This window comes from Bilophila sp. T19-St14 (genome assembly GCF_059728385.1).
This window is the reverse complement of sequence record NZ_BAAGFT010000001.1, coordinates 2,884,756-2,905,419: the sequence shown is the minus strand read 5'-3', so window position 1 is coordinate 2,905,419 and position 20,664 is coordinate 2,884,756. Positions and strand designations below refer to the sequence as shown.

At 59.4% G+C, this 20,664-nt stretch carries 18 protein-coding genes; 10 read left to right on the top strand and 8 right to left on the bottom strand.

The features are described 5' to 3' along the window. Positions 1–189: 189 nt before the first annotated feature. The 4 genes from AC6I1V_RS12310 to AC6I1V_RS12295 form a co-directional block, all read right to left on the bottom strand. On the bottom strand, positions 190–591 hold the full coding sequence (locus tag AC6I1V_RS12310; RefSeq protein WP_483971949.1) for a prepilin-type N-terminal cleavage/methylation domain-containing protein: 402 nt from the start codon (positions 589–591) through the stop codon (positions 190–192). 575 nt (positions 592–1,166) lie between these two features. Further along, positions 1,167–3,362 (bottom strand): ferrous iron transport protein B, encoded by a 2,196-nt coding sequence (gene feoB, locus AC6I1V_RS12305; RefSeq protein ID WP_486854765.1) that lies wholly within the window; start codon positions 3,360–3,362, stop codon positions 1,167–1,169. Between the two features lie 6 nt (positions 3,363–3,368). After that, positions 3,369–3,623: a FeoA family protein gene (locus AC6I1V_RS12300; RefSeq protein ID WP_302553434.1), complete on the bottom strand. Its 255-nt coding sequence runs from the start codon at positions 3,621–3,623 to the stop codon at positions 3,369–3,371. Between the two features lie 116 nt (positions 3,624–3,739). Beyond that, on the bottom strand, positions 3,740–3,943 hold the full coding sequence (locus AC6I1V_RS12295; RefSeq protein WP_308771887.1) for a hypothetical protein: 204 nt from the start codon (positions 3,941–3,943) through the stop codon (positions 3,740–3,742). A gap of 165 nt (positions 3,944–4,108) precedes the next feature. Between AC6I1V_RS12295 and AC6I1V_RS12290 the strand changes: the two genes are divergently transcribed. The 5 genes from AC6I1V_RS12290 to AC6I1V_RS12270 all read left to right on the top strand — a co-directional run bounded on the left by AC6I1V_RS12290 (position 4,109) and on the right by AC6I1V_RS12270 (position 8,731). Further along, positions 4,109–5,128 (top strand): ABC transporter ATP-binding protein, encoded by a 1,020-nt coding sequence (locus tag AC6I1V_RS12290; RefSeq protein WP_486854764.1) that lies wholly within the window; start codon positions 4,109–4,111, stop codon positions 5,126–5,128. Positions 5,129–5,221: 93 nt separating this feature from the next. Next, positions 5,222–5,788 (top strand): nucleotide exchange factor GrpE, encoded by a 567-nt coding sequence (gene grpE, locus AC6I1V_RS12285; protein WP_486854763.1) that lies wholly within the window; start codon positions 5,222–5,224, stop codon positions 5,786–5,788. A gap of 56 nt (positions 5,789–5,844) precedes the next feature. Further along, positions 5,845–6,972, top strand: a complete 1,128-nt coding sequence (locus AC6I1V_RS12280; protein ID WP_486854762.1) for an MlaE family ABC transporter permease — start codon at positions 5,845–5,847, stop codon at positions 6,970–6,972. Continuing rightward, positions 6,969–7,760 carry an ABC transporter ATP-binding protein gene (locus AC6I1V_RS12275; protein WP_302553423.1) on the top strand — a complete coding sequence of 264 codons (792 nt, stop codon included), beginning with the start codon at positions 6,969–6,971 and terminating at the stop codon, positions 7,758–7,760. Before AC6I1V_RS12280 ends, AC6I1V_RS12275 begins: the two co-directional genes overlap by 4 nt. Continuing rightward, a complete protein-coding gene (locus tag AC6I1V_RS12270) occupies positions 7,757–8,731 on the top strand; it encodes an MlaD family protein (RefSeq protein WP_486854574.1) in 975 nt (324 codons plus the stop codon). The genes AC6I1V_RS12275 and AC6I1V_RS12270 overlap by 4 nt, the downstream gene beginning before the upstream one ends. 211 nt (positions 8,732–8,942) lie before the next feature. Here the strand turns inward: AC6I1V_RS12270 and AC6I1V_RS12265 are convergent, their stop codons facing one another. Further along, entirely contained in the window at positions 8,943–9,527 is a 585-nt protein-coding gene (locus AC6I1V_RS12265; RefSeq protein WP_302553421.1) for a LysE family transporter, read from the bottom strand. Between the two features lie 78 nt (positions 9,528–9,605). Here AC6I1V_RS12265 and AC6I1V_RS12260 point away from each other — a divergent pair, with 78 nt between their 5' ends. Continuing rightward, entirely contained in the window at positions 9,606–10,160 is a 555-nt protein-coding gene (locus AC6I1V_RS12260; protein WP_302553420.1) for a helix-turn-helix domain-containing protein, read from the top strand. A 16-nt stretch (positions 10,161–10,176) separates the two neighbouring features. Further along, complete coding sequence (locus tag AC6I1V_RS12255; protein ID WP_486854573.1) at positions 10,177–10,779, top strand: PqiC family protein; 603 nt, start codon at positions 10,177–10,179, stop codon at positions 10,777–10,779. 1,512 nt (positions 10,780–12,291) lie between these two features. On the opposite strand, the gene AC6I1V_RS12250 is transcribed toward AC6I1V_RS12255, so the two are convergent. Together AC6I1V_RS12250 and AC6I1V_RS12245 are read right to left on the bottom strand one after the other, a co-directional pair. Then, positions 12,292–14,265, bottom strand: a complete 1,974-nt coding sequence (locus AC6I1V_RS12250) for a peptidase U32 family protein (RefSeq protein ID WP_486854572.1) — start codon at positions 14,263–14,265, stop codon at positions 12,292–12,294. Positions 14,266–14,619: 354 nt separating this feature from the next. Continuing rightward, a complete protein-coding gene (locus tag AC6I1V_RS12245) occupies positions 14,620–15,126 on the bottom strand; it encodes a peptidylprolyl isomerase (protein ID WP_302554089.1) in 507 nt (168 codons plus the stop codon). 305 nt (positions 15,127–15,431) lie between these two features. Here AC6I1V_RS12245 and mutY point away from each other — a divergent pair, with 305 nt between their 5' ends. The 3 genes from mutY (at position 15,432) to AC6I1V_RS12230 (ending at position 18,961) form a co-directional block, all read left to right on the top strand. After that, positions 15,432–16,544 carry an A/G-specific adenine glycosylase gene (gene mutY / locus AC6I1V_RS12240; protein ID WP_486854571.1) on the top strand — a complete coding sequence of 371 codons (1,113 nt, stop codon included), beginning with the start codon at positions 15,432–15,434 and terminating at the stop codon, positions 16,542–16,544. Positions 16,545–16,618: 74 nt separating this feature from the next. Continuing rightward, positions 16,619–17,767 (top strand): NADP-dependent isocitrate dehydrogenase, encoded by a 1,149-nt coding sequence (gene icd, locus AC6I1V_RS12235; protein ID WP_302554087.1) that lies wholly within the window; start codon positions 16,619–16,621, stop codon positions 17,765–17,767. A gap of 417 nt (positions 17,768–18,184) precedes the next feature. Further along, positions 18,185–18,961 carry a methyltransferase domain-containing protein gene (locus tag AC6I1V_RS12230; RefSeq protein WP_486854570.1) on the top strand — a complete coding sequence of 259 codons (777 nt, stop codon included), beginning with the start codon at positions 18,185–18,187 and terminating at the stop codon, positions 18,959–18,961. A gap of 158 nt (positions 18,962–19,119) precedes the next feature. On the opposite strand, the gene AC6I1V_RS12225 is transcribed toward AC6I1V_RS12230, so the two are convergent. After that, positions 19,120–19,842 carry a DUF554 domain-containing protein gene (locus tag AC6I1V_RS12225; RefSeq protein WP_302554085.1) on the bottom strand — a complete coding sequence of 241 codons (723 nt, stop codon included), beginning with the start codon at positions 19,840–19,842 and terminating at the stop codon, positions 19,120–19,122. Between the last annotated feature and the right edge of the window lie 822 nt (positions 19,843–20,664).

Genomic DNA, 20,664 nt, shown 5'->3' with positions numbered 1-20,664 from the left:
CTGAAAATACAAACTTTTTATCTTTTTTCGCTGATGGGCTCCATGATTGGGGCATTTTATGAGCTATTCGTTTTGAATTTCAAGAAATAAAGCATCAGCCGTTTCCTATGGCACAGCTCAAAAGAAGAGGCGATTCCTTGAGGAGCCGCCTCTTCTTTCTGATTTATAGTTTGAAACGCGAATATGGGATCAGTTCGCCTGAGTGCAGTCGGGGATGCTGATATTGGCATTGGCAAGGGCAACAGCAGTTGCATTCGCTCCGGGAGGCGTGGCATCAGTAACCGAATAAACACTATCTTTTTTAGTCCCTAACGTCAGCTTCCAGCCTCCCAAATCGGTAGGGCTTGTTGCCAATGCCTCCGCAAGGCCTTGCGCCGCAGTACAAGACTTTCCCGCCAAAAGCTCCTGTCCGAATTTCAGGTTCACGCGGGCCTGTACTTCAGCAACAACGGCCATCGCAGCTTTTTTCTGCGCATCCTGCTGCAAGTCATAATACTTCGGAACGGCCACAGCGGCGAGAATGCCGAGGATGACCAAGACGGAAATGATTTCAATGAGCGTGAAGCCCTGCTGTCCCCTGTCCCTTTGCATTGCATACCTCCATCCACAAATGTTAAAATCATCTTAAATCTAAGTGGGAAAAATTATCTCTATAAGGCTTGATGCAAAAACGTTTCCATCTATAGGGTGCTTCATGATTCAAGTAAAGGCTTTTGAAAACCATATATGGAATTATTTAAAGAATATCAGATCAACTTTCAAGAACGGCATTATAAAAATATATCAAATAAAACAATATATAAAAAGAACATATCTCTATTTAATAATAGAGAGCCATACAAAGCGAATTAAACGAACAAATATAATAAATACATTTCATAAGATAAAAATATACCTCATAAAATATTTATACTTTTTAAAATCACTCAAAATCAATATACTCTTTGTATAAAAATAATAAGGGAGCATTTCTACAAATGCTCCCTTCCTTATCCGTTTTTTGAGGAAACGGCCTTTCCCGCTCTGGGGATATTTTCACTGTTCAATTGATAAATAAAAACAATCAATAAAAAGAATAGGCTATCAATACGGATGGCTTCAGGAAGAAGGGGAAGGGGCTTCGGGTGCCCCCATTTTCAACACGGCCCTTCCTCTCTGTATTTCACCTATAGGAACAGCATCGCCGCATGCCGCACGGCGACGGCGGCCCCGAACGCGATCAGCGTGTTGAACACCATACTGAACACGGGCCAGCCCCACGAGCCGGTTTCCTGCCGGATAGCGGCGACAGTCACCAGACAGGGCGCGTACAGCAGCACAAACACCAGCAGGGCCAAGGCGGTGGCGGGCGTCCAGCGCCCATCGTTACGGATCTGCTGTGCCAGCGGCGTAGGCTCCTCCGGATCGACGTCGCCGAGGGAATAGGCCGTGCCGAGCGTGGCGACGATCACTTCCTTCGCCGCGAAGCCGCCCACCAGTGCGATGTCCGTGCGCCAATCGAACCCGGCGGGATGCGTCAAAGGCTCAAGGGCCATGCCGAGGCGTCCGGCGAACGAATGCTGGAGCGCCTGTTCCGCGCGCTCACCGTGCAGGGCCGCAAGCTGCCCTTCGAGGGAGGCCATATCGCCGCCCGAAGCCTTCGCTTCCTCAAGGTTCGCCTCAATGGTCTGCTGCCTGCCCGCGAAGTGCGCCCGCGTATCCAGCGGCAGCCGCGGATATGCCATAGCCGCCCACAGGATGATGGAAATGGCGAGGATGACCGTACCGGCCTTCTTCAGATACTCGAATGTGCGCTCGCCCGTGTGGATCGCCAGCCCCAGCATCGTGGGCAGGCGATAGGGAGGGAGCTCCATAACGAACGGCGTGGACGGCCCGCGTATGATCGTCGAGCGCAGCAGCCGCGCCGTGAGCAGGGCCACCACCCAGCCGGTGAGCGTCAGGCCGAACATGACCGCCGCCTCATGGCCGGGGAAGAAGACGCCGGAAAAAAGGATGAAGACCGGCAGTTTGGCTCCACAGGCCATGAAAGGCACGGTCAACAGCGTCGCGATCTTTTCGCGGGGGCTCCGCAGGGTGCGGGCCGCCAGCACGCCGGGCACGGCACAGCCGCCGGCAATGCCCCCGCCAACGATGAACGGCATCACCGAACAGCCATGCAGCCCGAAAATACGGAAAATGCGGTCGAGCATGTAGGCCATGCGCGCCATGTACCCGGTATCTTCAAGAAAGGCGATTTGAAGGAATATCAGCATGATGAGCGGGACAAAGCTCATGACGCCGCCCACGCCGTCGATGATGCCCGAAAGCACCAGCGACTTGAGCTGTCCGTCGGGGAGCACGGCATCCGCGCCTTCCCGCAGCAGGGCAAAACCCTGCTCCACCCAGCCCATCGGGATCTCCCCAATGGTGAAGGTAATGGTATACAGCAGATAAAGCACGCCGAGCATGATCGCCGGGCCCATGAACGGATGCGTCAGCACCTTGTCCATGCGATCCGAGAACTGGATGCGCGCGTGCATGTCTTGAAGCCGGATCAGCACCCCGTCCCGCAGCAGCGAGGAAATGAACCCGTAGCGGTAATCCGCGATGACGGCTTCGGGCCACGTCTTCAGCGTATCCCGCAAATGCCGCGCCACCCCATCCACCTGCCGCTCCAGATCGGCGGCAAGATCCGGGGCTTCTGCGCGGCTGCGGGTGAGGATTTCCTCGTCCTGCTCCAGCAGCTTGAGCGCGACCCACCGCGCCGGGTATTCCGAGGCCAGCAGCCCGGCCTCGGCAATGGCGGCTTCCATATCCCGCAGCACGGGATCAAGGTCGGGCCCATACGAAATATGCAGCGGCTTCCACGGCTCGCCGCGCTTGGTTTCGACGTAGGCTTCCGCCGCCTTCAAGAGTTCGGGCAGCCCTTCGCCCGTGCGGGCCACGGTCGCCATGACCGGGAAGCCCAGACGCTGCGACAGGCGCTCCATATCAATGGTCATGCCCTGCTTGGCGGCCTCGTCCATCATGTTCAGGGCCAGCACCACGGGCACGCCGAGTTCCAAGAGCTGGATGGTCAGGTAGAGGTTGCGTTCCAGCGCGCCCGCATTGAGCACGTCGATGACCACGTCGGGCCGTTCCTGCGCCAGCACATGCCGGGCGACCGTCTCCTCCTGCGTATAGGCGGTCAGGGAATACGTCCCCGGCAGGTCGATAAAGCGCACATTCCGCCCGGAAGGCATCTTGATGAAGCCTTCCTTCTTTTCCACGGTAATGCCGGGATAATTGCCCACATGCTGGTGCGAGCCGGTCAGCGCGTTGAAGGCCGTCGTCTTGCCCGAATTCGGGTTGCCCGCGAGGGCTATGGTAAGCTGCGGCTCCATGAGGCCTCAGCCCGCCTGTTCCAGCGGTTCGACGACGATGTAGTCGGCTTCGTTGTTCCTGAGGCTGAGCGTGAACCCCGGCAGGCGCAGGGCCACAGGATCGCGCAGCGGGGCGCGCCCCACCACCTCCACTTCCGCGCCGGGGATGAGCCCCATGTCCCGGATGCGCCGCCCCAGCTCGCCGCTGGCCTGCACATGGGCGATGCGGGCTTTCTGCCCCTCCTTCATCCTGCGCAGGGAAATGAGCCCGGCGTCCTGCATCTCCTTGGAAATGGGACAGCCTTCGCCGCCGCACGAACGGGCTTCGGCGCAATCATGCTCCCCACGCTTTCTATGGCAAAATCCAAACATACTGTCCCCCGGCTTCAGCTTTATCGTCACATCCGGCGCCGCCCCTCTGGGAAGGCGCATCCCCGGCCCCGGCGGGCCCCGTGGCAGCCGGCGCAGCCGCCTCTGCATACCGGACGTTTCATGGCATTGATCCTGCGGCATACGAGCCACGCCGCAGCGATGATCGACACGGCGAGCAGGGATTCCCACGAAAAAACGCTTCCAGCGGCGAAAACAGGTTCCGCGTCCATGCCTCCTCCCTGATGATGCCGATTTGATCTGCCCTTTCTATAGTTTTTTGAAAATAAATGTCAATTTAGGCATGAGAACATTTTGCCCGGCATCCCCGGTTTCTTGCCCTTACCCCGCATCTCGTCTATACTTTTTTTATTCACAACTTTCTTCGGAGCGTCCCCATGTCCCTTTCCGCAAGCGCACCTTCCCCAATCCCAGCCACCTCCGCCCCGCTGCTGCAGGCGGAAGGCGTCACCGTGCGGTTCGACGCCTGCGAACGCCCGTTCGACGTGGTGCGCAACGTGTCGTTTACGTTGCATCCGGGGCGCACGCTCTGCCTCGTGGGGGAATCCGGCTGCGGCAAGAGCATGACGGCGCTGTCCCTGCTCCGCCTCATCCCCGAACCGGGGCGCCTCGCCGCCGGGCGTATCCTCTTTGAGGGCCGCGACCTTGCCGGATTGCCCGAATCCGAGATGGAACGCGTGCGGGGGCGCGACATCGGCATGATCTTTCAGGAACCCATGACCTCGCTCAATCCGGTCATCCGGGTGGGGGAACAGGTCGCGGAGCCGCTCATGCGCCACCTGCGCCTGTCAAAGAAGGCCGCGCTCGCCGAAGCCGTGGAACTGTTCCGGCTGGTCGGCATACCCGCGCCGGACATGCGCGTCCGCGACTACCCGCACCAGCTTTCCGGCGGCATGCGCCAGCGCGTCATGATCGCCACGGCGCTGGCCTGCAAGCCCCGCCTCCTGCTCGCCGACGAACCCACCACAGCCCTCGACGTGACCATACAAGGCCAGATACTCGCCCTGCTCGGCGATCTTTCCCGCGAACGCGGCATGGGGCTCCTGCTCATCACCCACGATCTCGGCGTGGTGGCGGAAATGGCCGACGAAGTGGGCGTCATGTACGCCGGGCGCATCGTGGAACGCGCGCCCGTGCGGGCCCTGTTCGCCGAACCGCTCCACCCTTACACGCGGGGCCTCATCCGCTCCGCGCCGACGCTCGAAACGCCCCCGTCGGCGAAGCTGGACGCCATCCCCGGCACGGTGCCCTCGCCCGGCGCTCTCCCGCAGGGATGCCCCTTCCGGCCGCGCTGCCCGGAAGCGCATGGGCGCTGTTTCAAGACGCCGCCCACCGTCGAATCCGCCGGGCCAGACGGCGTCCGGGAAGTCTGCTGCTGGCTTGCCGAAGCAAGGTAAGTGTTGCCGAATGCGGGTTCAGTCCTATATAGAGTGTTGGCAGATGCGTCACGGAGACGGCGCGCTGCCGAATATGATCATTAAGGAGCTAGCATGACCGATACACGTGATCCCCAGAACGAAAAAGAACAGAACGGCGCCACCGAAGAAAACCTTACGGAACCCGCGCAGGTCCCTGAAAAAACGCTTGAGGAGCAGTGCCGCGAAGAAATTTGCCCCACGTGCACGGTCAAGGCCGAAGCGGATGAGACCAGACTGCGCGCCCTCGCGGAAATGGAAAATTTCAAGAAACGCATCCAGCGCGACCATGACGAGTACATGCGCTACGCCAGCGAACCGGTGCTTAAGGATCTCCTGCCCGCGCTGGACAGCCTTGATCTCGCCATCCAGTACGGCGGCAACGACGAAACCTGTAAAAGCCTGCTCACCGGCGTGATCATGACCCGCAAGCTGCTCCTTGACGCGCTCAAGAACCACGGCTTCGACGTTGCCGGGGAAGTGGGCGAATCTTTCAACCCCGATATCCATGACGCCGTTTCCTATGAAGAACGGGATGACATGGAGCCCGGCCTGGTCAGCACCCTGCACCAGCGCGGCTACCGCCTGAAAGACCGCCTGCTGCGTCCCGCCAAAGTATCCGTCAGCCGCAAGCCCGCCTGACGATGGCAGCCGAACCGACGACAAGAAGCAGGGCGTCCGCCCCTCTCGGAGGCGCATTGCGCGCCGAGAGCTCGGAGGGCGTCCTGCGCGTCATTTTCAGCGGCGAATGGAAACGGGAGCTGCTTAGGCCGGACTTTTTTCAGGAGCGCGACGAAGCGCTGCGTGAGGCGGAAAGGCTTCTGAAGGAGGCCCGCAGCGTTGAACTCCTCGGCGAGGATCTCGGCGAATGGGACAGCGGCGTGCTCGTGGTCACCACCCGGCTCGTCACCCTCGCCGGAGAGCGCAACATCCCGCTTGATGACGCCCGCCTCCCCGAAGGCATCCGCAACCTGACCAAGCTGGCCCTCGCGGTTCCCCCGAACACCGCCGCGCAGCGTAAGGCCCAAAAGCCGGGCTTCCTCGAACGGGTCGGCGGCTTTGCGCTGGCCGTCCCCAACATGGCCCGCGATATTTTCGATTTCATCGGCGAGCTTGTCCTCAGCGCCGGAAGGCTGTTCCGGGGCCGCTCCTCCTGCACGTCGGCCAATGTCTGGCTCGCCGTTCAGGAAAGCGGCGTGGAGGCCCTGCCCATCGTTTCGCTGATCAGCCTGCTCGTGGGCCTGATCCTCGCCTTCGTCGGCGTGATCCAGCTCAAGATGTTCGGTGCGGAAATCTACGTTTCCAGCCTCGTCGCCGTGAGCATGACCCGCATCATGGGCGCGATCATGACCGGCATCATCATCGCGGGCCGTACCGGGGCCTCCTATGCCGCCGTCATCGGGACCATGCAGGTCAATGAGGAAATCGACGCCCTCACCACGCTCGGCGTGGCCCCTTCCGACTACCTCATCATGCCCCGCATCCTCGCCCTCACCGCCATGACGCCGCTGCTCGTGCTCTACTCCGACTTCATGGGCATCATGGGCGGCTTCATCGTCGGCGCCGGGATACTCGGCCTTGATCCTATGGAATACTACACATTTACCCAGAAAGGGTTCAACATCAACAACCTCTGGGTGGGTATGACGCACGGCGCGGTTTACGGCATGCTCATCGCCATAACCGGCTGTTATCAGGGCCTGCGCTGCGGCCGCAACGCCGAAGCCGTCGGCAAGGCGACCACCTCGGCCGTGGTCTACTCCATCGTGGGCATCGTGCTGTCCACGGCTGTCCTCACCATCCTCTTCAATATTTTGAACATATGAATACCTCCACACCCATCATCGAAGCGCGGGATCTTACGGTCGGCTACGGCAGCTACGTCGTGCAAAGGGATCTCAACTTCACGATAAACCGTCAGGACGTATTCATCATCATGGGGCCGAGCGGATGCGGCAAAAGCACGCTCCTGCGCGTCCTTGTGGGCCTGCTCCAGCCTGCAAAGGGGCAAGTGCTCTATAAAGGGCAAGACTTTTGGGCCGGAACCGAAAGCGAACGCCAAAAGCTCCTCAGCGGCGTGGGCCTGCTCTTCCAGAGCGGCGCGCTGTGGAGCTCCATGACCCTCGCCGAGAATGTGGCCCTGCCCTTGCAGCGCTATACGAAACTTTCCCCCGCCGAAATCAGGGAGCTGACTTCCCTCAAGCTCGCGCTCGTCGGCCTTGCCGGGTTCGAGGGTTATTACCCGTCCGAAATCAGCGGCGGCATGCGCAAACGCGCCGGGCTTGCCCGCGCGCTGGCGATGGATCCCGAAATCGTTTTCTTTGACGAACCTTCGGCCGGGCTCGACCCGGTCAGCGCCGCCCTGCTGGACGAGCTTATCCTTGAACTCAAGGAAAACATGGGCATGACCGTCGTAGTCGTCACCCACGATCTGGACAGCATCTTTACCATCGGCAACAACAGCGTATTCCTTGATGCGGCGACCCACACCATGATCACGGGCGGCGATCCCCATGCCCTGCGCTGCGATCCGGCGCATCCCGACATCGTCCGCTTCCTGAACCGCGGCAAAACCGGCTCCTGCCCCACCCCCTCCAAAGGATACCGCTCATGAGCAAGCCAGCCAATAAAACCCTCATCGGCGCCTTCGTCGTCGGGGCCACGGCCCTTCTTCTGCTCGCCATCGCCGTTTTCGGCTCCGGCAAGCTGTTCCAAACGACGAGCCGCTACGTGCTCTTTTTCGACGGCTCCATCAGCGGGCTTTCCGTTGGGTCGCCCGTCCTGTTCCGCGGCGTCCCGGTGGGCCGCGTCGTCGAAATCCGGCTCACGGGCAACCTTGACAGTCTGGTGTTCCAGACCCCCGTATTCATTGAGCTGAACAAAAAGGACGAAGGGCGCTTCTCCATCTCCGACGGCGACATCTCCAGAAAGGAATACCTTGATCGTTTGGTCAGCCACGGCCTGCGGGCAACGCTGGCGACCCAGAGCCTGCTCACCGGCCAGCTTATGATCGAGATGGATTTCTATCCCAGAAACCAGCTCCCCTATCCCATCAAGGAAGTCAAAGAGTACGACGACGTACCCGAAATTCCGACCATACCGTCGCAGCTCGACAACATCCTGCAAACGCTTACGACGCTGCCGTATGACGAAATCACCTCGAACCTCCTTGAGATTACGGAAGGCGTCAAAAAAATCTTGGGCAACTCCAACACGACGCAGCTGGTCGGCCATATCGACGGGCTGGTGCTCCAGCTTCAGGAAGTCGGCACCAGCCTCGACAAGACGCTGGCGAGCATCCGCGGGCTTGCCGATCCCTATACGAAGCTGGCGCGGGATACGGACAAACGGCTGTCCGCAGCGCTGGAGCAGGCGTCACGGGTTCTGAACCGCATCGAAAACGTCGCCAAGGAAACGGAACTGACCGTCGTTTCCGCCCGCGGCGTGGTCGGCAAGAACAGCACGACCGTCATCGAGCTCAATCAGGCCATCCGCGAAATCACCAAAGCGGCCCGGGCCGTCCGCGTGTTCGCCAACACGCTTGAGCGCAACCCTGAATCCGTATTGCGCGGGAAAGTGCGGTAAAAGCATTGCAAAGGAGGGATGGGCCCCTTTCCCCCTCCTTTGCCAAAGCCCTTCAACCCGGTGGAGTGCGGCGCGGCAGGCATTCGAGCGGAAGCCCAATGAAGGGCGGATTGACGGCGGACCCCCGTTTCCTCGCTTGCCGAGTCACTGTATCGCGCTATGAAGAAATGTAGGGAGCCCAAGAAAAACGGACTGCACCCATGAAGGCCCTTTAAACATACAGGGAGACGGCGCACCAGACCAGCAGAAGCGCCATGACCGCATTGGCGGCGGCATGGTGGCTTTGGAGGAAGCGGCGGAATACGGCCCCAAAGAGCGCCCACGAACAAGCGCCGACATAGGCGACAAGCGAAAGCACGGCAACGGAAACGGCCAGGGGCATAAAGGAATCATAGTACGGAAGCACAAAGGACGAGAAGGCTGTCATCCCATAAAGCATGCCTTTGGGATTGAATAATTGCAGCAGGATCCCTGAAACGATGCCGTTGGTGGGTGCAAAGCGGGATTCTTCATCCCCTGCCTTTGAGCGCCAGATGCCAAAGGCCATCCAGAGGATATAAGCCGCGCCGACGGCACGCATTGCGGGTTCCACGTCCGGCAAAAAACGGAATAACGTCGCGCCGAACAGCGCGCACGCCGCCATGATCCCCAAAACGCCCAGCAGGACGCCGAAACAGAAGCGGAGGCTTTTTCGGAGCCCATACGTGCTTGCGCAGGAAAGCGCCATGATGTTGTTGGGGCCGGGCGTAAAGGACATGATGCACGCGAAAGACAGGAAAGCGGCGATGGACGGCATGGCGGAGCTCCTTTGGATAGGTGCGGCAAAGCATATGTTTTGTGCATTATAATGTCAAATACGGACAGGGTAACGCTCTTGGAAAATATCGGCCTGATTGTAGCGGAAAACCTCAAGCGCCTGCGGGAAGAGCGGAAACTCAGCCTTGAGGCCGTAGCGAAAAGCTCCGGTGTAAGCAAAAGCATGCTCGGACAAATCGAACGCGGCGTGACCAACCCAACCATCTCGATACTCTGGAAGATAGCGAATGGGTTGAAGATTTCTTTTACATCGCTCATGATGCGCCCGGAAACGGATGTCGAACTCGTCCGGCGTTCCGCCATAGCGCCGCTTGTGGAAGCAGACGGAACATACAGGAACTATCCGGTATTTCCGTTCGACAGCTCCCGTGGGTTCGAGATGTACTCCATTGAGCTGGATCCGGGAGCACGGCTTGATGCCGAACCGCATCCCGCTGGAACGCAGGAGTTCATTACGGTTTTTTCCGGCACGCTGGCCGTACTGCTCAACGGCCAGCGCTGGGCGGTTGGAGACGGCGACTCCATCCGTTTCAAAGCGGATCGGAAACACGCCTACGCCAACGAGGGAAATACGCCGTGCCGCTTGAGCATGGTCATTTGCTATCCATCTTAAAGAAAAAGGAAGTCATATGAAAAAGCGCGCCCTTTCCCTGCTGCTGACCCTGCTGGCGCTGGCGGGCTTGCTCTCCGCCGCGGGCTGTTCCCTAGGCCGCAGCCCGCGTCCCGATTTCTACATGCTGTCCTCTCCGGCGGAAAACAGCGTATTGTCAGGAAAAGAGAAAATCTCCGGGCCGCGCGTCGCCATCGGCCCCGTAGCCATTCCGGGCTATCTGGACAGGCCCCAGCTCTTCCTGCGTGACGGCAATGACGTCAAAGTCGAGCTGGCCGAGTTCAACCACTGGAGCGAACCGTTCGGCGAAGGGGTGATCCGGGTGCTCTGCGACGCCGTCTCCGCATCCCTTGCCCCGCGCAAAGGGCTGGCCTCCCCCATCCGTTCGCAACAGCCTTTCCAGTGGCGCATTGCCGTGGATATCGCCCGTTTTGACGGCGCACCCAACGGCAACGTCATCCTTGATGCGGGCTGGAGCCTCGTAAACGAGAACGGCGAAGAACTCAATTCGGGCCGTTTTGTGCAGCGCGCCCCCGCCGGCCCCGACATCCCCTCGATGGTACAGGCCCAGAGTACCCTCCTCGCCCAGTTCGGCGCGATGTTGGGACAGATGATTCCATAGGAAAGGGAAGAAGGGAGAGGGAACCTTTCCGGTGAAAGTTTTCCTCTCCCTTCCCCAAGCCCCTCCCCCAAATGGCGGTCAAAATCTCCAGACAATGCCGGGGAATTGGAACGCGGTGACCGCTTAACGCATTTTTGCTGTTTGCCTACGGCGAATTACAGCAGTTCAGCCTGTTCCACTCCCCTGCCTCCTTTTTCCTGATTCCATATGCAGGGCCGCATTTCCCGTTCTCCTACTCCTGCCGTGCCCACGGAATAGCCTCTGGCCCCAAAGTTCTCTCCCGCAATTTTACGAACTTTTCCAAAGCGTCCCGCGATTCCAACAGTACTTTTTCTTTTCAGATAGCCTGCTATCCCCGATACGCTATAGGACGGGATCAACAACGTATATATAAGCCGTAGAGAAGGGCCTTTCTGGAACGGTGCATCCCCGGCGGTTCGCTACTTCTCGAAACCAATTCACTCGTTCCCGCCGAAAATTGCCGCACAAAATCTTTTCCCGTATTTGGGCTCCAAACAACGTGCTATTTGCACTCCCAGCGCTTGTATGCTTTCCCCTTTGTAATCGCTTCATAAAAAGCCTCCCTGTTCTGCTTTGGACGGTTCGGACAAGGAGGTTTACTGCTTTAGGTCGTGTTACCAACTAAATATAATCTATTGAAATTAGCCAACTATTTCTCAAGTCGTAAAAAAATTATTTTCAATAGTGTCAAATAATTATATACAAAAATAACGACACGACCTAGGAAGTTGTCAAACTTCAGGGGCGTTCCAGCTTATCCAAGGATTACGGCAAGGCTCTCCGGCCTTAAAAAATCTTTCTTCACAGCTTTTTCAATATCCACAAGGCACTCTCTCCAGTGAATCTTGAACGAAGCGAAGACCCGGTCGTAGTAACGGCTGGCGTTTTCTTTTTGGGCGTGCCATAGGAAATGGCTGATGCTTTCTTCCTTGAAGTCCCAAAGAGATAGTCAATACAATGCCTCAGCATGAAACCCACCAAGGGAAAAGCTAGAAAAAAGCTCTATGTACACCACACGATAGAGATAGGCTCCGTCATAGTGCATGGCTGTTTTCAGTAATACACTGAAATATATGCTTTTTCCAAATTTTCCACTGGTGGACTCTGTGATTGGGGGATTTTATTGGTTATTTCTTTGAAATTTCAAGGAAAAAAGCATCAACCGCTTTCTATGACACAGCCTAGAGATAAAACAACCACATCTATGACACAGAGCCTAAAAATACTATACTTTCACAGCACTCCATAATACATCAATCACATCTTACGGCAAAACCAAACAAAATAAAAAATCCCGGATAGTACAACCATCCGGGATTTCTTCCATGAAACAGCCGGGAAACTCCCACTCAGGGAAAAAACCGGCAACGCCCCCATCCGCCAACTGCCCCGCTTACAAAAGTCTTTGGAAAGGGAGGGATGGGGTTTGGGGAAGGGAGGGAAAAGCTTTTCTCCAGAAAAGTTTTCCCTCCCTTCCCCAATATCTCCCCACTACAACAAATCGCCTTCCCAGTTGAAGAGGCCGGGGCGGGTGGCTACAGGCATCGACTTGGGCGGGTTCTCCTCCATGCGGGCAAAGAAGGAATACCCGGCGGCCTCAAGCTCAGGACGGTGCGCCGTGATGTCCAGGGGCCACGCGGGATAGATCCATGTATTCTGCCCATAGCGGCGAGTCCAGAAGCCTTCCCCTTTGGGGCTCTGAAAGACTTCGTTCGGCCTGATGCCGAAAGGATCGTGCCGCCCTATGCCCATCGGCCAGAAACCGGCAAGCACGATGCCGAGCGGCAGGGGGCTGACTTTCGGCAAGGTCAGAAAATCTTCCTTCGTCAGTTCAGGGCTGACGAATGCGGCGCTGAAACCGAGCTTCGCAAAGCTCGCCAGCGTAAAGGCATTGGCGGCATTGCAGAACGGCCCGGCGACCAGATCCACTTCGCGCCCCTTGAAGAACACGGCCTGCCACGGCTCGTTGCAGACGAAATGCTTCGCGCCGTTGCGTATGGCTTCGTTGATGATGCGCTTCCAGAGCTCTTCCTCGTCAGGCCAGATGACCGGAGGCAGCCACCATGCCATGTTTGGGGCCACCGTGCGAGAGACCTCGCGCACCGATTTGGGCGAAAGCCACAGGCCGATCACCGAATTGCGGCTGCGGCGCGTTTCCGAGCCGTAGGGCAGGGAGGCGCGGAGCGTCATATCCGGGCGGCGGCGGGGATGCGCTGGCTTGGGCATCTTGGGCGCGAACTCCACAGCGGTGGGTTCGCTCCCCTTGCACCGATCCAGCTTCCGCTTCCACTCCGCGATGAGCTGCACAAGTTCGGGCTCGCGGCGGTCGATGAGGAACACCGGCGTCCCGGCCTTCGGCGTCTTGTGGCGGGGGAGGCGCAGCGTAAAGGTTCCGGCCTTCGGCGTGCGGCGGGTCACGGGCAAGGTCGAATGCCAGTTCTCATCTTCATAGCCCACACGCAGGTAATCGTAGGAAATCAGTTCGATATGCGGCTTGAAGAACGGGCGGCCTTCCGCGTCCGTCTGTACCTTGCCCACGAGACGCCCCGAACTGGTCTGGCCGTCGGGCGATGTGGGCTCGGACATGCGCTGCGGCAGGAAGCGGGCGCGGGTGGAAGGGCGGCCAAGGGCCATTTCAAGGATTTTTTCTGCATCCTTGCGGGCCTGCGGATCGTCCGGGTTGTCGCGCAGCATCTTGTAGGCCGTGACGACGTGATAGACGTAATGCGGCCCCTTCTTCCGGCCCTCGATCTTCCAGCAGCTCAGGTGCGGGATGTCCGTGATGGTTTTGGCAAGCACGTCCAGCGAGAGATCGAGGCAGGAGAAGAACCGCCCGGAATGGTTGCGCTGCTTGTACACGCGGCGGCAGGGCTGCACGCAGCGCCCGCGCAGGCCGCTCTTGCCGCCCATATAGCTCGACCAGTAGCAGCGGCCCGAAACGCACCAGCACAGCGCGCCGTGGATGAACATTTCCAGATCCAACCCTTCGGGGCAGGCGGCGGAAATCTGCTTCACCTCGTCAATGGACAGTTCGCGGGGCAGGATGACGCGATCCGCGCCGAGTTCCTTCGCAGCCAGCAGCGACGCGGGATGCGTCAGGTTGGCGAGCGTGGAGAGGAACAGGCCGCCCTCGTATCCGGCTTGGCGGGCAAGGGCCAGCACGCCGGGATCCTGAATGATCAGGCCGTGCGGCTTCACGGCGCGGGCGAGGCGGGCGATGAGCCGCCCCGCAGCGGGCACGTCGTCGGGCTTCACCAGCGTGTTGAAGGCGACGTAGATGCGCCTGCCGTTCTCGTTGGCGAGCTCGACCATGCGGGAAAGCTCGGCGGAACCGAAGTTGTCCGCCTGCATACGGGCGGAGAAATGCTTGAGGCCGAGGTATACGGCGTCGGCTCCGGCGGCCATCGCCGCGAGGAACGATTGCGTATCGCCCGCCGGGGCGAGGATCTCAGGCTTGCGAGTCATGGATATATCCTAACAGTGGAGGGGGGATGAAAAGTTGGGGGAACGGCAGGGAAGCCTCTTCGGGAAAGGCTGCGCCGTATCGGGATATGCAGGTTTTGAAGGCCCTGGCGGGTAAATTCCGGTGCCGCCCGCGCCCTTCCCCTCAATGCCCTGTCTTGAAAGCGCAAAAGCGGCCGGCCCCAAAGAAGGCATGCGCCGGGCGAAAAGGAAGGGAACCGCCGCCTCCCTCCCCATCAGACAACCTTTGGGGATGGAGGATCGCCCCCTCCGCCTTTTAGGGAGAGGTGAGGGAAAAGGCCCCGCCCGCCCCCTTCGGGGAGGCTTCGGAAAGGGCCTTTCCCTCGCCCGCAGAGCTTATTCAAACACGCTGGCGTTGGTGATGAGCACGGCGGAAACCGGCACATCGGAATGGATGCCGCGGGTCGTGGTCTTTTCCTTTTCGATCTTGTCGACGGTTTCCATGCCTTCGATGACCTTGCCGAACACGCAGTAGCCGTAGCCGTTCACGTCAGGCGAGGAGAAGTTCAGGAACCCGTTGTCCACGGTGTTGATGAAGAACTGGGCCGTGGCGCTGTGGGGCTCGCGGGTGCGGGCCATGGCGATGGTGCCGCGCTCGTTGGCGAGGCCGTTGTCGGCTTCGTTCTTGATGGGGGCGTGGGTCGCCTTTTCTTCCATCTTCATGTTCATGCCGCCGCCCTGAATCATGAAGCCCTTGATCACGCGGTGGAAAATGGTGTTGGCGTAGAAGCCTTCATTCACATATTTGAGGAAATTCTCCACGGTGGCGGGAGCCTTGTCGGCATACAGTTCGATAAGGATATCGCCGGAAGTGGTTTCCAGAAGCACGGTAGGATTGGCCATGATACACTCCTTGAAAAATAATCGTAAGAGTATGCCCGAAAACCATGCCGGAAGCAAGTTGAACGGGCCCGTGACAGCCGCCCCGTTTCAGGCTATTCCCTGCAAGGAACGGTTCCCAAGAAGCCGGCTGTTTTCATCTCTGCCGGCTACACCGCGCCACCGGGCAAAAAATGGGCGCAGCCAACTGGATTTCCTCAGAACAGCCTCCCCACAAGGTATTTCTTTGCGGGAGAACAAAAGAGCGCGCGTGCGGGTGCCTCCCGCCAAAGAAGCTCTCCCGGTTCCAACATACAACCCCCTTTGCCATGAACGATACGCAACGCTTTACCCTTTTCCGAAAAGGCCTGCTCCGCTGGTTCGCCGAGAACCGCCGCCCGCTGCCGTGGCGGGCCGACTACACGCCTTACCGGACGTGGATCGCCGAAGTCATGATGCAGCAGACGCAGATGGATCGGGGCGTCCAATACTTCCTGCGCTGGATGGAGCGTTTCCCCGACGTGGCCGCCGTCGCCGCCGCGCCTGAGGAAGACCTGCTCAAGGCATGGGAAGGGCTCGGCTACTACCGCCGCGCGCGCAACATCCAGGCCGCCGCCCGCGTAATCATGGAACGCCACGGCGGGATCTTCCCCACCAGCTACGCCGACATCCTCGCCCTGCCCGGCGTGGGCCCGTACACCGCCGGGGCCATCGCCAGCACAGCCTACAACGAGGAAGTCCCCTGCGTGGACGGCAATGTGGAGCGCGTCCTGTCCCGCGTGTTCGACATCGACACGCCCGTAAAGGAAGAACCCGCCAAGGGCCGCATCCGCGAACTGGCGCAGGCCCTCATCCCCAAAGGCGAGGCCCGGAACTTCAATCAGGGGCTTATGGAGCTGGGCGCGCTCGTATGCCGCAAAAAGCCCGAGTGCGAACGCTGCCCGCTGGCCGGGCTGTGCGAAAGCAGGCACCTCGGCATCCAGAACGAACGCCCGGTTCCCGGCAAGAAAGCCGCCGTCACGCAGCTTGAGGTGGTGTGCGGGGTGCTCCTGCATGAAGGGAAAGTCTTCATCCAGCGCCGCAACGAAAAGGATGTCTGGGGAGGGCTGTGGGAATTCCCCGGCGGCTGCGTGGAGCCCGGCGAAACGCCGGAACAGGCCGTTACGCGCGAATGGATGGAGGAAGTCGGCTTCAAGGTCGCCATCGTGCGCCCGCTGGACGTCATCCGCCACAACTACACGACCTACCGGATCACCCTGCGCTGTTACCAGCTCAGGCTGGAGGGCGGGCCCAAGGGCTGCCCCGTACCCGACGTGCTGACCGAGGCCACAGCCTGCCAGTGGATCGCGCCGCAGGACATCGGGGCCTTCCCCCTGCCCGCGCCGCACCGCAAACTTGCCGACAACTGTAGCCTTTTTGACAACCCGGCCTCAGGCGAGTAGTTTCTGCCCACGCCGCGAGGCACGCGGACGCCAACCGTGGCGCGAGCCACGTAACATTTCTGGAGTCTCTCCCCATGCGCAAGACTGTTTATTGGATTGAAGGCGACGGCATCGGCCCGGACGTGTGGAAAAGCGCGCGCCCCGTCATTGATGAAGCCATCCGTCTGAGCTACGGCGACGGGCGCGGTTTCGACTGGAAGGAACTGCTGGCGGGTGAAAAGGCGCTCAAGGAAACCGGGACGCTCCTGCCCGACGAAACCCTCGCCGCCCTGCGCGGCGCCGAGCTCGCCATCAAGGGCCCCCTCGGCACGCCGGTGGGCACGGGCTTCCGCAGCCTCAACGTCACCCTGCGCCAGACCCTCGACCTCTACGCCTGCATCAGGCCCATCCGCTACTTTGAAGGCATCGAGTCCCCGGTCAAGCATCCCGAACGCGTGGACATGATCGTCTTCCGCGAAAACACCGAAGACGTCTATGCGGGCATCGAATACAAGGCCGGGACGCCCGAAGCCGCCAAGCTCATCGCCTTCCTGCGCGACGAACTGGGGGCCAATGTGGACGCCTCCGCCGCCGTGGGCATCAAGCCCATGACCGAAAAAGGCTCCAAGCGCCTTGTCCGCGCCGCCATCCGCCACGCCCTCGCCCAGAACCTTCCGAGCGTGACCCTCGTCCACAAGGGCAACATCATGAAGTTCACCGAAGGCGCGTTCCGTCAGCACGGCTACGATGTGGCGAAGGAAGAATTCGCCGCCCAGACCGTGGTTGAAGCCGAAGCCGCCTCCGCGCCGGGCAAGCTGGTCATCAAGGATCGCATCGCCGACGCGATGTTTCAGGAAGCCCTCATCCGCCCCGAACAATACAGCGTGCTCGCCACGCCCAACCTGAACGGCGACTACATTTCGGACGCCCTCGCCGCGCAGGTCGGCGGCCTCGGCCTTGCCCCCGGCGTGAACATGTCGGAAAAGCTGGCCTTCTTTGAAGCGACCCACGGCACCGCGCCGAGCCTCGCCGGGAAGGATCGGGCCAACCCCGGCAGCCTTATCCTCAGCGGCGCGCTCATGCTGGAGCACATCGGCTGGAAGGAAGCCGCCACCCGCATCTACAAGGCCGTGAACACCGCCATCGCCCGCCGCGCCGTCACCGAAGACCTCGCCGCGCAGATGGCCGACGCCCGCACGGTCGGCTGCACCGAGTTTGGGGAAATCATCACCGGGCTGCTGTAATGCCCGCGTGACGGCATGAAGTTCGCCGCACCGATGCTCGCCGTGGCGGTATCCCTGCAATGCCCTGTGACGGCATGGCGGCCGCGGGAAAAGGCGCAGGCTGTTTTTCGTCAAGGCTCTGTCATAGTACGTGGTTGTTTCATCTCCACCGTACTGTGAAAATACAGCCTTTTCTCCAGTTTTCCCTTGGCGGGCTTCATGGCTGAGGCATTTTGTTGGTTATTCCCTTGAAACGTCATAGAAAAAGGCATCAACCTTTTTCTATGACACAGCCTTCGTCAAAAGCCGCATAAGGAAGGGAGGAAAGGGACGCTTTCCTCCCTTTTCCGTCCGCTTGACAGGGCGGCGGAAACGGCATTACCGCAAAAAGGCCCCTAGAAACATTCCGCTCACCTTCAGCCCGCAAGAGGCCACGCCATGCAATGGGATTCCGCCGCCTATCTCCGCTTCAAGGCCGAAAGGACGCAGCCGTCCATCGATCTGGTCAAACGCATCGGCCTTGAACAGCCCCGCAAGCTGCTCGATGTGGGATGCGGCCCCGGCAACAGCACGCAGGTTCTGGCAGACGCCTTCCCCAATGCCCTGCGCATCATCGGCATCGACAGCTCGCCGGAGATGATCGAAGCCGCGAAGGGCGATCACCCGGACATGGAGTTCCGGATCTGCGATGCCCTGAATTTGCCCTCACTTGGGGAGGGCGGATTCGACGTGGTGTTTTCCAATGCCTGCATCCAGTGGGTGCCCGACCACCCCCGGCTCATCCGGGACATGCTCGCCCTGCTCCGCCCCGGCGGAATGCTCGCCGTGCAGGTTCCCATGAACTATCAGGAACCCATCCATCAAATCATCGGTGAACTGGCCGCCTCGGACGAGTGGCGCGCCGAACTCGCCTCCGCGCGGGTCTTCCATACCTTGACCCAAGAAGCCTACTTCGACATCCTCGCCGCCGAAGCCGGGCAGTTCCAGATGTGGCAGACCACCTATCTCCACCGTATGCCGTCCCACGAGGCCATCATGGACTGGTACAAAGGCACGGGGCTGCGCCCCTACCTGAGCCTCCTTTCCGGTGAGCGGGCCCAACGCTTTGAACGGGCCGTGCTGGAAGAAGTCACCCGGCGTTATCCCGTGCAGGGCAATGGGGAAATCATCTTCCGCTTCCCCCGTTTCTTCTTCACCGCCACGCCCAAAGCCTGAGCATTGCCGCACAGGGGCAATGCCTTCCGGCGCGGCCCTGTCCGGGCAAAAATTTCGGCAATCACGGACGCCTTGGAAAAACGGATGAGGGCCAGGGAAAGCAAACCGTGCGGACGCCCCCGCGCTTCCGCAGGGCCGTGCGCCTCCGGCCCCCCCATCTACATGATCTGTTTCCACAATGCGGACAGCGGCATGACGAAGAACAGGCCGGGCAACATGCTGAGGATGGGGACCTGCACCAGCCCCATCTGGCGCAGCCCCGCGCCAAGCATGATGATGCCGCCGCACGCGGAGAAATCCGCGAACATGGTCGGCGTGGTGTACGGCATGAGCATCGTGGCCCCGAAGAGCAAGGCAAGCTGGATGCCGCACTGCGGAACGGCCAGCACGCCCACCACGCTGCCGATGCTGGCGGAAATGAGCATGGCCGTAAACAGGTCGAGCACGCCCTTGATGAGCAGGAGGGAACATTCGCCGGTCAGCCCTTCGCGCATGGAACCGATGATCCCAAGGCCGCTGACGCAAAAGAGAACCGTCGCCACGGCGAACTGATCGCGGAACACCGTCTCGGACAGCGTTTCGGACTTGCCGCCTTTGGCTTTGCCGCTCCGCTTGAACAGGCCCGCCGCCTTGAAGGCCCCCTTCATCACCAAGGACTCGAAGCGGGTCAGCTCGCCGAGCGCCGTTCCGAGCAGCAGGGAAAGCACGACAGGAGGCAGCGAGTCGCCCTTCGACAGCATGGTCACGCCGATGCCGAGCGTGATGCAACTGAAGACGTTCATGATCTTTTTCCTGAACTCCTGACTGAGCACAGGCCCGCAGAGCGCCCCAAGAATGGAGCCCGCGACAATACAAACGCTGTTCGCAACCGGTCCTATCATGTTCCCTCATTCCTTTGTTGAAACCTTGCCGCCCAAAGCGGAATCCCTGCCGAAGCCACATAAAAAAGCCGCTCCCGAACCCCGGAAACGGGGCTATGGGCACGGCGCGACTGTTATTCGGCACTGCAATCCTGGAAAAATACCACAAGAAAAAAGGAATAACAATCCGGCCCGTTGCGGGAGACATTCGCTTTTGCAATGAAGGTCGCATTTCAACTATCTAAAATTCAAAATGAATTTTTTAGAAAATCATCGAAAAGGCGAATAGTTCCGTTGTGGGAGGCGTTCACGCCTTCAATGGAAATGACGTCATAACAAACCAAAAGAACAGCCGAACCATTTCAAAAGGCCCTCTCAGGGCGCTTGATTGAGCCATGTTGGGCTTATTGATTTCATTAATTTTTTTGAGGCATTGGCTGGGGGCCCAACGGCAAAAAACGCTTTCTTCAACATCTATCCGTTACATGAAATGAACCATCGGCCTTTTGCCATGACAAAGCCTTTCCAAAAGGCTCTGTCATGGAATGTGGTTGTTTCATCTCCACGACATAGTGAAAATAACACTTTTACCCTTATTTTCCGCTGATGGGCTCTATGGCTGGGGAATTTTATTGGCTCTATTATAGCATGTGGTTGTTTCATCTCCACAGAGCGGTGGAAAATACAGCCTTTTTTCCAGTTTTCCCCTTGGCGGGATCCGCGGCTAAGGCATCTTTCCGGTTATCCCTTTGGAACTTCAAGGAAAAAACATCAACTATTTTCTATAACACAGCCATTTTATTGGTTACTCCCTTGGAATTTCGAGAAAGTGCCAGCCATTTC